This window comes from Streptomyces neyagawaensis (genome assembly GCF_023516595.1).
GTDB classification, from domain to species: domain Bacteria; phylum Actinomycetota; class Actinomycetes; order Streptomycetales; family Streptomycetaceae; genus Streptomyces; species Streptomyces neyagawaensis.
Window position 1 is genome coordinate 36136 of record NZ_JAMGBG010000164.1, and the last position, 14743, is coordinate 50878.

Sequence of the window (14743 nt, forward strand, 5' to 3'; positions counted from 1 at the left end):
CGGGCCGTTCGGGGGGCTGGGCCGGGAGGGCGGTTACTTCTTGCCGCCGGTGAACTTCTCGTACTCCTTCAGCACCTCGTCCGTCGGCCCGTCCATGCGCAGCTCGCCGCGCTCCAGCCACAGCACCCGGTCGCATGTGTCGCGGATCGACTTGTTGTTGTGGCTGACGAGGAAGACGGTCCCGGCGTGCTTGCGCAGCTCGCGGATGCGCGCCTCGGACCGCTTCTGGAACGACCGGTCGCCCGTCGCCAGCGCCTCGTCGATCAGCAGCACGTCGTGGTCCTTGGCCGCGGCGATGGAGAACCGGAGCCGCGCCGCCATGCCGGAGGAGTACGTCCGCATCGGCAGCGTGATGAAGTCGCCCTTCTCGTTGATGCCGGAGAAGTCGACGATCTCCTGGTACCGCTCACGGACCTGCTCACGGGACATCCCCATCGCGAGCCCGCCGAGGTACACGTTGCGCTCGCCGGTGAGGTCGTTCATCAGCGCCGCGTTCACCCCGAGCAGGGAGGGCTGGCCGTCGGTGTAGATCCGGCCGTTCTCCACCGGCAGCAGTCCCGCCACCGCCTTGAGCAGCGTCGACTTCCCGGACCCGTTGGTGCCGATGAGCCCGATGGCCTCGCCCCGGTACGCGGTGAAGGACACGTTCCGCACGGCGTGCACCGTGCGCACACCGGCCGCCCTCTCGCTCTTCTTCCGCCGGAGCATGCGGTTCAGCGCGGCCGTGGCGCTGCCGCGCCCGGCTCCCGTGCCGTTGACCCGGTAGACGATGTCGACGCCGTCGACGACGACGGTGGGGACGGGCTCGTCCCCGACGGCGGGAACGTGCTCGTGCTCGGCGGTGGGGGCGGGCGCGTCGGTGGTGCCCGGCGTGTCCCGCCGTGTACCCGGGAGGGTGTTGGTGTCAGCCACGGCCGTAGGTCTCCTCAGCCTTCCAGAAGTAGATGAATCCGCCGACGCCCGCGAGGAGCGCCCAGCCCGCGGCGGCCGCCCAGACGTGGTGGGGGAGTTGGCCGCCCTCGAAGCTGTCGATGAGCGCGAACCGCATGAGGTCGATGTAGAGCGCCGCCGGGTTGTACTCCAGGAACAGATGCACGGCGTACGGCAGATCGCGGTTGGCGAGGATCCTGTCGATGCTGAACATCACGCCCGACGCGTACATCCACGTACGCAGCACGAACGGCATCAGCTGGGAGATGTCGGGGGTCTTGGCGCCGATGCGGGCCATGACCATCGCGACACCGGCGTTGAACACGAACTGCAGGGCCAGGGCGGGCACGATCAGCAGCCAGGAGAGGGTGACCGGCACGCCGAAGGCCAGCAGGATCACGGCCAGCGCGGCCATGGAGAACAGCAGTTGCTGGAGCTGCTGGAGGCAGTATGAGACGGGGAGCGAGGCCCGGGGGAAGTGCAGGGCGCGGACCAGGCCGAGGCTGCCGGATATCGCCCGGGTGCCGGCCATGATCGAGCTCTGGGTGAACGTCCACACGAACACGCCGGTCACGAGGAACGGCACATAGTCCGGGACACCGTGCTTCGTGCCCATCAGGACGCCGAAGATGAAGTAGTACACGGCCGCGTTGAGCAGCGGGTTGGCGATCTGCCAGATCTGGCCGAGCTTCGCCTGGCTGTACTGCGCGGTGAGCTTCGCCGTGGCGAAGGCCGTGATGAAGTGCCGCCGCGCCCACAGCTGCCGCACGTACGCGCCCAGGGAGGGGCGGGCCCCGCTGACGGTGAGGCCGTGGCGCGCGGCGAGCTGCGCGGGGGTCTCGGCGGTGGTCTTGGCGGGGGCCGGGGTGCCGGTGGCGGTCGGGGTGCCGGTGTCGGTCGGGGGCGGTGTGTCGAGGACCTGGCTCACATCCGCTGCTTTCGCTAGGTGGGGGCGGGCGACGGGGCGGGGCGGGGTGGGGCGACGGGGCGGGTGCCGCTCTTACTTTTCTCGGTGTTTCCCGGTACTTCTCTTGCCCCGCCCTTACGTCGGGACGGGACCGTATCGTCGTTACGTGAGCGTAAGCGGATCTGACGTCGGAACGCAACCGTTTCGTCGTGACGCCCCTATGCTGGTCGGCATGACGACCAGCGCCGACTCCTCCGCGGCCCAGCCGCCGCCCCGGCCGCCCCGCCGGGCGCCCGCCGGGGCGGCCGTGCTCCGCGAGGACGTGACCGAGGCGATCAGGGCGGCGGTGTTCGAGGAGCTGGCCGCCGTCGGCTACGCCCGGATGTCCATCGAGGGGATCGCGCGGCGCGCGGGCGTCGGCAAGACGGCGGTATACCGCCGCTGGCGCTCCAAGCTGCACCTCGTGCTCGACCTCGTGTCGGCCGTGGCGGTCCAGGGGCTGCCGACGCCGGACACGGGGTCCCTGGAGGGTGACCTCCGGTTGCTGTACGAGGTCACGTCGCGCGCCCTGCGGCACCCCGTGGCCGGCCAGATCATCCCCGACCTCCAGGCGGAGGCCGCCCGCAACCCCGATATCGCCGAGGCCATGCAGAAGGCGCTGAGCGAGGGGCAGCAGAGCGTCGCCACGGGCATCGTCGCGGCGGCGGTCGCGCGGGGCGAGGTGCGCGAGGGCGTCGACGAGAACCTGGCGCTGGATCTGATCTCCGGCCCGCTGTACTGGCGGTCGGTGGTGGTGCGCACGCCGAAGCTGCCGAAGGGGTATCTGGAGGGGCTGACGCGGGCCACGGCGGCGGCGTTGCGGGCGTTGTAGGGGGCTGGGGGCTGGGGCTGCGGCTGGGCCTGTGGCTGGAGCTAGTCCGTGTCGAGCTGGTGGTCGGCCCAGATGTAGCTCTCCGGGAGCAGGGCGGTGACGGGGACTGCGCGGAGGCGGTCGGCCCGGCCGACGATGACCTTGAGGTCGGGGAAGTAGTCGAGCAGCACCTGACGGCACCGGCCGCACGGGGGCACGACCCCACGGTCCCGGTCCCCGACGGCGACGATCGTGTCCAGCTCGTAGGCGCCCTGGGAGGCCGCCGCGCCGATGAGGACCAGCTCGGCGCAGGGGCCACCGGTGAAGTGATAGGCGTTCACCGCGGTGACGATCCGACCGTCCCGGGCGCGGGCCGCCGCGGCCATGGTGTGGTTGTCGCCCTGACAACGGGTACGGGCGACGTGCGCCGCCGCCCGGATCAGCTCGTGATCGACGTCGTCGCTCCGCATGGTCCTCTTCCTGTTCTTCTGGGCCGGCCGCAGACGCTGCCTTGGACGACCAGCCCGACGCAAGCGCATATCGCCGGAACCGCCGCACCGAACGGCTCTACGCGGCCAACCGTCGCCGGGCTCGGCGCAGACCCCCCAGCAGGGCGTCGAGCGTCTGAAGGGCCACCGCGAGGCGCGGGGCGTTCTGCTCCTCGACCTCCGGATGTGGCAGGCCCCGGAAGTCGAAGGGGCCCCAGACGTCGTGGAAGACGGCCAGTTCAGCCCAGATCCCGGGCGCGTCGGGCGCCACCGTCAATTCGACCAGCCGGTGTTCCCCGCGCTTCTCCCCCCTCGCGTCGATCCAGGTCCCGGAACCCGCGACGAGGATGCTCCCGACCTGGGCGTCGGGGAAGCCCACGGGGCGGCTCCGCGCGACGCGCAGGGGGTACCTCCTTATCGTCGATCGGACCCAGAAGTGACATACGAGTGATGAGCCCGGTGCCGCCGCTGCCGTCCACGAACCAGTCCCATTCGAGGCTTTCGGGTGCAAGGAGCTCGGCTTCACGCAGAACGGCGGACATCCGAGCGGCGACGGACAGCGCGGATTCCAGGCCCGGAGGCGCGTACTCTTCGAGATCCCACGTCCATGACGCGCACTCTCTCGGAGAGCGGAGGAGCGTCGACATCACTCAGCACCGTCCCGAGAGTTCCTCTACAGCGCATCGATGCCGGTGACCGGCAGGGTCATTCAGGTTCCTTGCGCCAAGTCTTGGTGGGCTGCCCATTCTCGTCCCAGTGAAAGTCCTGCAGCATGGTCAGGCCGTTCTCGGCGAACACCTGTTCCGAGGCGAGCGTGCCGTTGGGGTGCCATTCCCTGGCGACTCCGACCGGGCGCCCCTTGCGTACCGTCGCCTCGGAGCGAAGGGTGCCGTCCTTGTACCACTCGCGGCTGGGACCGTCCTGGAGGCCGTCGACGTACGAGTCCAGACTGATGACAACACCGCCTGAGCGCTCCTCGACTTCTCCGGTGAAGGGGCGCCCCCGATACAGCAGACGTTGCTCGTAATCCATATCGACCTCGGGGTCGTCGATGTCGATTCGTGGTACTGAAGTCATTGCGGGATCCAATTGTCATCGGTCGGCGGGGAGCCCGTGAACCTGCCGTGCAGGCTGTCCACACCGTGAAGCATATGGTGGCAGTTCACGCAGAAAGCCGCGGGCCGTACGGGAAGCCCCGTCTTCATATGGTTCAGGTACGGGAACTCGATGGAGGCGATCATGTCGGCGAGCGCTTCCTCCCCGTCGGGAAGGCCTCGCTTCTGCCGTTCCCACAGCAACTCGTTGACTGCCTTGACCTCGGCGTGCCCGAGCGGGTGGTCCGGCCCCGGTGGGGGATCGCCGATTTCGCCGTATCGGGCCGCGATGGTCGGGTGGACGTGATCCGGCGGGATGATGTTGGTGGCCTTGCCGTTGATTCCTTCGGCGACTATGCCTGTCCGCAGATCCATGACCGGGCCGGCGCAGGCCCCTGTTTGCTTCCTGGGAAACGTCCCCAGTTCTTTCGCCTCCAGATAGGAAGCGGCACGCTGATATCCCAGCTCCTTGAGGAAATGCTCGACGTTCTTGCCATCGACCTTGGTAATTACCTTGTAGCCGTTGACTTCCACTGTCTCCACGCGGCCCGGCGGTACCTGACCGAGGATCTTCGTGCCGGGCCCGGCTGGTGGCAAGGGCTGTCCCGGGACGATCTCGGTGGGGGGCGCGGCCCGGCGGGCGGCGTCCTCCGCGATCGAACCGCCCGGTTCCCGTACGTCCCGGTCGCCGTGGTGGGCACCGTCGGGCTGCCCATGCGGTGACGTGCCGTCGTCGGCATGGCTACCCGAGCCATGGCCATCGCCATGGCCGCCCTGACGAACTCCGTCGTCTCCGTGTCCGACGGGGCCCGGCTCGTGCCCCGTGCCGGGGCGGGCCCCGTCGTCGGCATGACCGTTCGCCGTGGGGCCGTCGCCATGCGGGGGCGGGGTGGAGGGGTCCCGCGGACCGGTCGGCGGCTCATGGCTCGCGGAGGGACCACGGCCCAGATCATCGGCACGCCCACCCGGGAGGCCGTTGTCCCCGACCCGCCCGGTGCCGCCGAGGTCGTCACCCACGCGCGCGGTGCCGCTCAGGTCGTCCCCGACTCGCCCCGCAGCCGTACTGCCGTCACCGACCCTGGCCCCGGCCCCCACCAACTCCTGCTCCGGAGTCCGTACTTCGGCGCCCCGCTCCGCCGCCGTCCCCTCGTGCTTGATGCCGTCCAGGGACTCGCGCACGGTGCCGTCGGCGTTGTGCATGATCAGGGTTTTGGTGTCGAGGTAGACGACCTCGCCCTTGGGGGTTTCCATGCGGACGCTGTTCTCGGGGTTCAGGCCCGCCGGGAGCTCGTCCGTCAGGTTCGGGGTGTCGGCGATGCGGTAGGTGCCCTCGCCGAGGCGGATGTGGGTGCCGTCGGTGATGCCGCGCAGGCTCGCCATGACGTCGCTGATCTTCACGGCGGTCGCGCCGACGCCCTTGGTGATGTACGTCATCGGGTCGACGATCCTGCCGGCCTTGCCGGCGAAGGAGATCGCCTTGGCGATGGCGCCCGCCTTGCCCGCGCCGGAGACCGCGCCGCCGGCTCCGCCGGTGAAGATGGTGGTGACGACGTTGAAGGTGACCGCCCCGGCCGCGCGGGAGGGGTTCTTGCCCCACTCGTCGTAGGCGATCAGCGCCTTGCCCGTCTCCACGACCGCGGTGCGGGAGTCGCGCAGCCAGGAGGGCAGCTTGTCCGCCGGGGTCAGCCAGTACGCCGCGCCCAGCGGGGTCGCGGTGATGGCGATGCCGGTCAGGAGCTTGCCCAGGCCGGTCCATGCCTGGCCGGCCGCGTCCCAGCCGCTGAAGCCGACGAGGGTGCCCAGGCCCTTGATGGTGCCCCAGACGCCGTCGACGACGAAGCCGACGGCGAAGTCCCAGACGTGTTCGTGGATGTAGTACCAGGGGTTGGACTCCTCCACCGGGTCGCCCCAGGGCAGTCCGCCGGCGTGGTCGAGGTCCTCGCCGCGGTAGCCGTACATGTTCTCTTTGTTCGAGCCGTCGTTGACGACCAGCGGCTCACCGCCGACCAGCGCGACGATCTTGTTGTAGCAGTCGCGCTCGGCCGCCTGGAACGCGGCGTAGGCGGCGTTGATGTCGGAACGGCGGTTGTTGTTCTCCTCGACGAGGTCACCGTCGGCACGCCACTCGTCATCGTCCGCGATCTTCGCGCGGAAGGCGATGGCGTCCCGGCGGAGCTGCTCGAACTTCTGCTTGAGCGGGCCGACCGCCGCCGCGTAGTCGTCGAGCGCGGAGGCCACGGTCCCCAACTCGGTGGAGAACTCCTCGCCCTTCGCCGCGACCGGCGCCGTCGTCGCGAACAACTGGTCCGCCTCCGGCGCCTTGTAGTACGCCGACAGGCCGCCGAAGCGGGTGTCGATCGCCGAGCCCGAGTCCTTCAGCGAGGTCCCGGCCGACCGGATGCCGCTGATGTGCTGGTCCAGCAGCTCCAGGTTGCCGGTGAACTCGGGGACCTCTTCCGGGATGACGGGGATGTCGTCGCTCACTTCGGCCCCTGCCCGCCGTCGCCGCCGACGCCGGGCGGCGGGGGCACCACCGTCGCCTTGAGCGCGTTGGCCTGGTGCTGGGCGGCCATGTCCAGGTCACCGGTGACGTACGCGTTGGTGGCCTTGGCGGCGCCCTGTACGGAGTCGATGGTCCGCTGCGCCATGAACGCCAGCTTGTTCTGCCGTTCCTCCAGGTACTTGCTCAGCGCCGCCGCCACCGGGCCGACCGGCACGCGCGGGGTGCCGGCGGCGACCGGTCCGATCATGGGGCCGCTGAACTGCCCGCCAGGTACGGCTGTTCCGGCCGACTCGGCCGCGCTCGCCATGTTCGTCACCAGTGAGTTGGCGGCCTTCTCCAGACCGCCCGCCGCCTCACCGGTCGAGTTCAGCGTGCTCTGCACGTTGACCGGATCGATGTCCCAAGCCGGCATCGTCGTTACCCCCGTAACGTTCGCTTCCCTCAGTACACACGCGCAACCGGCACCGTTCGGTTCCCACCGGAGAGCGGGACTTCACGGCCGTCGCACGGGCGCGCACGTCAATCGTTGGTACCAAAGGGGCGGTTACGAGCGCAACGTCAATGCGGTGAGGTGCCTCACAGCCACGGGCAAGGCTGCGGCGACGGGTACGGGGGCGGCCATCGGCGGCGGGGCCGACTCTCGCCGGTCAGGGCCGTGGTGCCTCCCTCACCGGGCAGGGTGGTGGTGCGTCCAGCCCTCCCACGCGGAGGCGATCATCTCGTCGACTCCGTGGCGGGCCTTCCAGCCCAGTTCGGTGGCGATGCGGTCCGCCGAGGCGACGACGCGGGCGGGGTCGCCCGGACGCCGGTCCACCACGACCGGGGACAGGGAGTGGCCGGTGTGGGCGGTGATCCGGTCGATCATCTCCCGTACCGAGACGCCCTCGCCGCGGCCGATGTTGAGGGTGAGGTCGGTGCCGGGGGCCTCCCGCAGCCGCCGGGCGGTGGCCACATGGGCCTCGGCCAGGTCGACGACGTGGATGTAGTCGCGGACGCAGGTGCCGTCGGGGGTGGGGTAGTCGGCGCCGAAGATCCGCGGCGGAGCCGCCTCGGTGAGCTTCTCGAACACCATGGGGACGAGGTTGAACACACCGGTGTCGGCCAGGGCCGGGGCCGCCGCCCCGGCGACGTTGAAGTAGCGCAGCGACGCCGTCGACAGGCCCGTCGCCCGGCCCGTGGCCCGCACCAGCCACTCCCCGACCAGCTTCGTCTCGCCGTACGGGCTCATGGGCGCGCAGGGCGTGTCCTCCGTGACCAGGTCCACGTCGGGCATGCCGTACACAGCCGCCGAGGACGAGAACACGAACGACGGGACACCGGCGTCCGTGACGGCGCCGAGCAGGGTGCGCAGGCCCTCGACGTTCTCCCGGTAGTAGTGCAGGGGCCGTTCGACGGACTCGCCGACCTGCTTCTTCGCCGCGAGGTGCACGACGCCGGTGACGCCGTGGCCGCGGATCACCCGCGCCAGACGCTCCCCGTCGAGGGTCGAGCCGATCTCCAACGGCACACCCTCCGGCACCCGCTCGGCGATCCCCGTGGACAGGTCGTCGTAGACGACGGCCTCCTCGCCCGCGTCGAGCAACGCGCGCACCACATGGGCTCCGATGTATCCGGCGCCACCGGTGATCAGCCAGGTCATGGACGACTGTCCTCTCGTCGATGGACCCGCGGGGTCCTGCCAGGGGTGAGGCCGCGCGCGTCGGGTGACGGCGCGGGTGCGACCAGGTCGGTCATCAGTGAAGCAGGCGCTTGAGACGACGGCGCACCACCTCGGTGAATCCGCGCCAACCGGGCGCGAGCCGCAGTGCGAGCGCGCCCGCGTGGGTCGCGTACGGCTGCACCAGGAGCACTCCGTGCCGGGTGCTCGGGAGCGCGCGACGGCGCAGTAGCCCGGCACCCGAGACCGCGTGGGCGGTGGTCTCGCGCCGGCTGCCGTCCTGGAACAGCAGTCTCAGCCGCAGGTCCCAGGTGCCGCTGCCCAGCGCCGCCAGGTCCAGCGGGACCTCCGCCGCCCAGTGCTCGGCCCCGGGGCAGGCCGTGAGGGGCACCGTGCGGGCGAGGCCCACGCGGCCGTCGTCCCGCTCGACGAACTCCACCTCCACCGTCTCGGGGCCCGCGTCCGCCATCCGTCCGTACAGCTCGTGCAGGCGCAGCCGGAGGACGGTGCTCCGCGCGTGGGGCCGCAGCTCCGCGTCGACGGCGGCCGGCAGCAGGTGCACGGGGCGGACGAGGAGGTGGTCCAGCTCCACCTGGGGCAGGTCCGCCGACCAGACGGGTGTGCCGTCGCCGGCGCGCGCGTACGGCGGGTTGAGCCGCGCCGGTCGGGCCGCCATCTCCTTGAGGCGGCCCAGGTCGCGCGGTTCCTCGGCGGCGAGGATCACCCGGGCGACGACGCGGCCGGGCGCGGGCGCCGGCGTGAAGTCGCCCTCGTCGAAGCAGCTCAGGTACGCGCGGGTGAGGCCCCACCATTCGCGCCGGTAGTGCGCGCTGCGCAGGTCCAGCTCGCGCACGTACATGCGCAGCGAGTGGTCGAGGAAGCGTGTCCGGGTGGCCCGCGCGAGGCGCTTCTCGCCGGCGCCGAGGAGGATGTCGTACGACAGCCGGTCGGCCTGGATGCGGGCCTGCCAGTTGGCGATGTCGGAGCGGTCGAGGGAGAGCGAGAGCCGGGCCGCCGAACGCCGGACCTGCCACACGTAGACGGGGTCGGGGACGAGCGCGACGCGCGGCCCGGCGGCCAGCACGCGGGCGACGAACACGAAGTCCTCGTACGGGAAGCGTCCCTCGGGGAAGCGGATGCCGTGGTCGCGCAGGAAGGCGGTTCGGTAGAGCTTGTTGACGCAGAGCGTGTCGTGGACGAGGCGCTCGCGCCGGGCCGGATGGGTGACCAGCGCGCGCCGGGCGTACACCTCGGGCTGCCAGGGCGTCTCGCGCCCCGAAGGCAGCTCCCTGCGGACGCACAGCCCGGCCGCCACCGGCGCGTCGTCCTCCACCGCCGCGTCCAGCAGTGCGGTGACGGCGCCCGGCGGCAGGACGTCGTCGCTGTCCAGGAACATCACGTACGGGGCGGTCGCGGCGTCCAGGCCGTCGTTGCGCGGGGTGCCGCAGCCGCCGCTGTTGGTCCCGCGCCGGACGACTCTCAGCCGGGGTTCGGCGGCGGCCAGTTCCTCCAGCAGATCGCCGCTGCCGTCCGTCGAGCAGTCGTCGACCGCGATCACCTCATGGACGGCCGGCCCCTGGGCGAGCGCCGAGCGCACTGCGTCCGCCACGTGAAGGGCATCGTCGTACCCGATGACGACGACGGTGACCTGCGCCTGCTGAAGAAGCATCGTTGCCCCGAACCTATGAGAGGTTTGTGTGCAATCTTCCCTTAAGAGGGACTTCGCGGCCCCGTCGGGAAGATGGCCCGTGTGGAGTCGGGGTTCCGTTCGGGCGTGTGGGATTCCGTCGGATCGTCGGTGGCGTTCGTGCCGACCGGGTGGGGATTCCCGGTGGTACCCCGCCAAAGCCGGGCGAACGACAGGCCCGCCGCGATCACCAGCAGCCCGTTGCGCGCCACCATCAGCAGACAGCCCCGCCAGGTGGAGGCGACCACGTCGTCGTAGAGCACCGGATAGACCACGGTGGTGAGGGCGGTCGCCGCCACGAGCAGGACGGCCACCGGCCGCTGGGTGGTGTGCCGCGAGGTCAGGCACACGGCGGACAGTCCGAGCAGCCACACCAGGTACTGGGGGCTGATGACCCGGCTGGTCACCGTGAACAGCAGCACGGCGGCCAGGGCGGCGTCGTACGGTGTCGCCGGCGACCAGCGGCGGGCCCGCGTCCGCCACAGCAGCAGCGCGCCGAGTGCCAGCACGGTGAGCCCCAGCAGGGCCGCGGCCACCGACGACACATACGGCCCGACGAACTCCAGCGAGCCGTAGCGATGGCGCACGGTCCCCGGCCAGCCCGCCCGGCGCGCGAGCCCCAGGGCGGTGCCGCCCAGCGACTCGATCTGCACGCCCCGCCCGCCCTGCTGCCGCAGGAAGTCGAACGGATCCCTGAACAGCGCGGCCAGTGCCCCCAGCAGCACACCCGCCGTGACCACCGCCGCCGTCCACGCCTCCCGCGTCGTACGGCCCCTCGGCATGCCGATCAGCGTCAGTGCCGGCCACACCTTCACCAGCGCGCCGGCCGCCGCCAGCGCCCCGCACGCGCGCGTGGAGCGCGACAGGGCGAGCAGGGCGACGACGGCGAAGGCGGTGGCCTGCACGTCGTAGCGCACCAGGGGCAGGAACATCAGCAGCGGTAGGGCCGCCGTCCACAGGGCCGCGCCGCGCAGACTGCGTCCGGGGCGCCGTCCCGCGCGCAGGAGGGCCACCGTGACGACCAGGTCCGCCGCGAGGGTCAGGGCCACGAACGCCTGGAAGTACGTCAGCCCCGGCAGCAGCCCGGGGGAGAGGAGCACCGGGCCCGCGCCCGGCGGGTACTGCCACAGCCGGTCCCCCGACGGGTACGTGCCGGTGGTGAGGACGCCGTACCAGCGGGCGTACAGCTGGTGCACCTCGCGCGCGACCCCGCCCTCGCCGAGCGGGCCGAGGTGGTCGTGCGCGAGCAGCCACAGCATCAGGGCGCGGGTGGCGAGCCAGCCGACGGTGAGAGATCTCATCGGCCGGATCGTAAGGCGCGCGAAAGCCGGGAATGCGGCGATACGCCGTCGAAGGCCGACAAGAGCGATCAAGACCGACCGATGGGCAGTACGGGGGCCACCTGGGGCGTGCTTCTCATCCGACGGCGGCCGGCCGTGCCCGACGGCAACCCTCCGCGCCCGAGGGTGGTCCGCCGGGGCGTCCGGGGGCGGTTTCGCCGGCAGAGGGACGGGGACGGTCAGCGGGTCGTGGGGTCCTGGAGTGCCGCCTCGTCCAGGGCGGCGGTGAGGCGGTCCAGGCGGTCGCGGAGGTCGCGGATCTCGTCGACGTCGAACGTGGTCGCGGAGAAGATCCGGCGCGGCACGGCCAGGGCGCGCTCCCGCAGGGCGGTGCCCTCCTCGGTCAGCCGCACCTCGACGGACCGCTCGTCGCGGGCGCTGCGCTCCCGCCGGACGAGACCGGCGGCCTCCAGGCGCTTCAGCAGCGGGGACAGGGTCCCGGAGTCGAGTCGCAGATACTCGCCGAGCTTCTTGACGGGCAGCTCGCCCTGCTCCCACAGCACGAGCATCACCAGGTACTGCGGATAGGTGATCCCCAGCTCCTTGAGGACCACCCGGTAGACGCCGTTGAAGGCGCGCGAGGCGGCGTGCAGGGAGAAGCAGATCTGCCGGTCCAGGCGGAGGAACTCCTCCTCGGAGACCCCCTCGGGCAATGGGATGGCGCTGGTCATGCCCCCAGAGTACCTCGCCGCCCACCATTTAGTTGTGCCCAATTGAATTGTGTGCTCTACTTGGGGCCGTGCACGGCGATCGGACGGATCGCCGGACGTGACGTGAACTGTGAAAGGGATGGGTTTCCCATGGACGCGCTCTACACCGCTGTCGCCACCGCCACCCACGGCCGCGAGGGCCGCGCCGTCACCAACGACGGCAAGCTCGACCTCGGCCTGGCCCTCCCGGTGGAGCTGGGCGGCAACGGCCAGGGCACCAACCCGGAGCAGCTGTTCGCCGCGGGCTACGCCGCCTGCTTCGCCAGCGCCCTCGGCCTGGTCGGCCGCGCCGCCAAGGTCGACGTCAGCGAGGCCGCCGTGACCGCCGAGGTCGGCATAGGCAAGCAGGGCGAGGGCTTCGCCCTCAAGGCCACCCTCCGCGTCGAGCTCCCCGACAGCGTCGACGAGGCCACCGGCCGCAAGCTCGTCGAGCAGGCCCACCAGGTCTGCCCCTACTCCAACGCCACGCGCAACAACATCCCGGTCGAGCTCGTCATCGAGTAACCCGTCGCCGCACGGCCGTCGCGCGCGGATCGCTCCGCACCACCCCTACGGAGCGATCCGCGCCTCCGCATCACCCCGGCGGAGCGATCCGCGCCCTACGGAGCGATCCGCGCCAGCACCTCCCCGGTCCGCGGACTGAAGTCCACGACCACCGCCTCCTGAGGCGCCTCGCGCGACCGGGTGAGCAGCAGCCACCTCACCCCGTACCGCCGGGCGATCTCCGTGCGTTCCGCGCGCGTGGCCGCCGGGTCCAGATACGCCCGGACGTCCGCGTGGCGCCGCGCGCGCTCCTTCTCGTCCAGCGCCGGATCGGGCCAGGTGGGCGCCGCCAGGTTCACCCCGTACCCGGCCATCGCGTGCCCCGCGAAGTACCCGTCGGTGATCAGCACCTCACCCGCGCCCACATGCCGCGCCGCCCACGCGTACGCCGGCCAGCGCGGCGGCTGCGCGAAACCGACCGGGTCCAGCGACCGGGGGACGACCGCCCCCGCCTGCACGGTCAGGAACCCCACGCAGACCCCCGCCGCGGCCACCGCGCCCAGCACCCGCCGCCCCCACCCCCACGGCCGGGGCGCCGCCAGCTCCACCGCCAGGGCGAACTGCGCGGGCACCGCGGCGAGCCCCAGGATCCGGCCGCACGTGTAGTGCCCGCCGACCCAGCCGTACGCCACCACCAGGCACTGCGCCCCGAACATCAGCACCAGCGGATCCCGCGGCGATCTGCGCGCCCGCGCCCACAGCGCCGGCAGCCCCAGCAGCGCCAGCCACAGATGCCCGCCCATGTCCGTGTACAGCAGCCGATGCATGCCGTCCACGCTCGTGTTCCCGGCCAGCGACAGGACGCTGTAGTACGGCCACGCCACCGCGACCGCCAGAGCGACCGCGCCCGTCAGCGCCCAGCGCCCCACCACCGGCCCCCACCAGCCGCCCTGCCAAGCCGCCACGAGAGCGACGGCCCCGGCCAACGCGGCCACGGCCGTGATCGGGTGCGTCAGCACGATCAGCCCGTACAGCGCGCCCAGTCCCGCGTACGCCCAGGCGCTCCCGAGTCCGCTCGGGCCGACGTACCGCACCCCGCGCGCCAGACCGCCGCCCCGCGCGCGTGCGCCCGTCCACGCCCACGCCCAGAACGTCAGACCGATCGCGAACGTGGACGGGTAGCCGAGGTTCGTCGTCATCGACATCAGCGCGAGGTGGCCGCTCCACACGATCCGCTCGGTGCCCCACAGCACCGTCATGAACAGCAGCGCGAGGACCGGCGCCCACGGCCGGGGCGTCAACACCCTGACGAACCGGCCGACCCCGGTGAGCAGCACCAGCAGGTTCAGCGGCCCGGCCAGCCTCACCAGCGCCCAGCCGCTCAGGCCGGTCAGCCGGACGAGGACACCCTGGACGACCGCGTACGGGGAGTAGTACGGGCTGCCCGCGCCCGGCAGGTCCGCCGTCGGATGGGCCGGGTGCCACAGATCCCAGCGGAGGCGTTCGATCACCGCCGCGTGCTGGCCGGTGTCGCAGCACATCGGCAGCCGCCAGTACGCCAGGGTCATCACCAGCCAGAACAGCCCGCCCAGCACGACGTAGGGGCTCGGCCGTCGGGTCAGACGGGTGCGGCCGCCGCGGAGCGCGGTGGCCCCGAGTGCGCCGCGGGGGCGGCGCCGGGGGCGTGCGCCGCCGTCCAGGGAGACGGAACCAGATCCGGTGTAGGGCATTTGCCGTCCCTTCCCGGATCAGGTCATCCGCTTAGCTGACCGTCACCCCATCGAGTGAAGCGCGCGGGGCGGTGAGCCGCTCCAGCAGCAGCGCCAGCCCCAGCACCGGCAGCAGCCACGCCACCACGATCAGCCGGTCGCCCCAGATGGTGATGTCCGGATGGCCGGCCTGGTTGAGCAGGCCCGTGCAGGAACCGGCGACCACGAACCACCCGAACACGGGCCGCTGCCGCACCGCCCCCGTTATGTTTTTTTGCGGTCCTGCAAGAGGACCGCTGGCCTCCGGGCCCGGCATGACTTTTGCCCCCTGTCGAACGCATGACCTGGGGGGTGGTGTCACCGGGTCTGAGGGGTGCCGTCGGAG

Annotated in this window: 14 protein-coding genes and 1 pseudogene; 2 read left to right on the top strand and 13 right to left on the bottom strand. The window is 71.7% G+C overall.

The genetic code is table 11. From position 1 onward, the window contains the following. Nucleotides 1-33 precede the first annotated feature (33 nt). Both M8J73_RS40345 and M8J73_RS40350 read right to left on the bottom strand, forming a co-directional pair. Nucleotides 34-912, bottom strand: a complete 879-nt coding sequence (locus M8J73_RS40345) for an ABC transporter ATP-binding protein (RefSeq protein ID WP_372504095.1) — start codon at nt 910-912, stop codon at nt 34-36. After that, nucleotides 905-1858: an ABC transporter permease gene (locus M8J73_RS40350; protein ID WP_249829746.1), complete on the bottom strand. Its 954-nt coding sequence runs from the start codon at nt 1856-1858 to the stop codon at nt 905-907. Before M8J73_RS40350 ends, M8J73_RS40345 begins: the two co-directional genes overlap by 8 nt. 211 nt (nt 1859-2069) lie before the next feature. Here M8J73_RS40350 and M8J73_RS40355 point away from each other — a divergent pair, with 211 nt between their 5' ends. Then, nucleotides 2070-2708: a TetR/AcrR family transcriptional regulator gene (locus M8J73_RS40355; RefSeq protein ID WP_249829747.1), complete on the top strand. Its 639-nt coding sequence runs from the start codon at nt 2070-2072 to the stop codon at nt 2706-2708. Between the two features lie 41 nt (nt 2709-2749). On the opposite strand, the gene M8J73_RS40360 is transcribed toward M8J73_RS40355, so the two are convergent. From M8J73_RS40360 to M8J73_RS40400, 9 genes are all read right to left on the bottom strand, one after another. Then, nucleotides 2750-3157: a cytidine/deoxycytidylate deaminase family protein gene (locus M8J73_RS40360; RefSeq protein ID WP_249829748.1), complete on the bottom strand. Its 408-nt coding sequence runs from the start codon at nt 3155-3157 to the stop codon at nt 2750-2752. A 97-nt stretch (nt 3158-3254) separates the two neighbouring features. Beyond that, the gene (locus tag M8J73_RS40365) at nt 3255-3554 is read right to left on the bottom strand and encodes a hypothetical protein (RefSeq protein ID WP_240501432.1); all 300 of its coding nucleotides are present in this window, start codon (nt 3552-3554) and stop codon (nt 3255-3257) included. 326 nt (nt 3555-3880) lie between these two features. Further along, entirely contained in the window at nt 3881-4252 is a 372-nt protein-coding gene (locus M8J73_RS40370) for a toxin-antitoxin system YwqK family antitoxin (protein ID WP_055539982.1), read from the bottom strand. Further along, entirely contained in the window at nt 4249-6753 is a 2505-nt protein-coding gene (locus tag M8J73_RS40375; protein ID WP_063799238.1) for a hypothetical protein, read from the bottom strand. The genes M8J73_RS40370 and M8J73_RS40375 overlap by 4 nt, the downstream gene beginning before the upstream one ends. Further along, nucleotides 6750-7184, bottom strand: a complete 435-nt coding sequence (locus M8J73_RS40380) for a DUF6507 family protein (protein WP_055516803.1) — start codon at nt 7182-7184, stop codon at nt 6750-6752. Before M8J73_RS40380 ends, M8J73_RS40375 begins: the two co-directional genes overlap by 4 nt. 255 nt (nt 7185-7439) lie before the next feature. Then, the gene (gene galE, locus M8J73_RS40385; RefSeq protein ID WP_055539983.1) at nt 7440-8411 is read right to left on the bottom strand and encodes a UDP-glucose 4-epimerase GalE; all 972 of its coding nucleotides are present in this window, start codon (nt 8409-8411) and stop codon (nt 7440-7442) included. A 94-nt stretch (nt 8412-8505) separates the two neighbouring features. Further along, nucleotides 8506-10098 carry a glycosyltransferase family 2 protein gene (locus M8J73_RS40390; RefSeq protein WP_055539984.1) on the bottom strand — a complete coding sequence of 531 codons (1593 nt, stop codon included), beginning with the start codon at nt 10096-10098 and terminating at the stop codon, nt 8506-8508. Between the two features lie 41 nt (nt 10099-10139). Then, nucleotides 10140-11417 carry a glycosyltransferase 87 family protein gene (locus M8J73_RS40395; protein WP_079054969.1) on the bottom strand — a complete coding sequence of 426 codons (1278 nt, stop codon included), beginning with the start codon at nt 11415-11417 and terminating at the stop codon, nt 10140-10142. A 218-nt stretch (nt 11418-11635) separates the two neighbouring features. Continuing rightward, the gene (locus tag M8J73_RS40400) at nt 11636-12127 is read right to left on the bottom strand and encodes a MarR family winged helix-turn-helix transcriptional regulator (RefSeq protein ID WP_055539985.1); all 492 of its coding nucleotides are present in this window, start codon (nt 12125-12127) and stop codon (nt 11636-11638) included. 129 nt (nt 12128-12256) lie between these two features. Here M8J73_RS40400 and M8J73_RS40405 point away from each other — a divergent pair, with 129 nt between their 5' ends. Then, complete coding sequence (locus tag M8J73_RS40405; protein WP_249829749.1) at nt 12257-12670, top strand: organic hydroperoxide resistance protein; 414 nt, start codon at nt 12257-12259, stop codon at nt 12668-12670. Between the two features lie 95 nt (nt 12671-12765). Here M8J73_RS40405 and M8J73_RS40410 read toward each other — a convergent pair whose 3' ends face one another. Both M8J73_RS40410 and M8J73_RS40415 read right to left on the bottom strand, forming a co-directional pair. After that, entirely contained in the window at nt 12766-14379 is a 1614-nt protein-coding gene (locus tag M8J73_RS40410) for a hypothetical protein (protein WP_249829750.1), read from the bottom strand. A gap of 31 nt (nt 14380-14410) precedes the next feature. Further along, nucleotides 14411-14620: pseudogene (locus M8J73_RS40415) on the bottom strand (hypothetical protein); the annotation flags it as partial. Between the last annotated feature and the right edge of the window lie 123 nt (nt 14621-14743).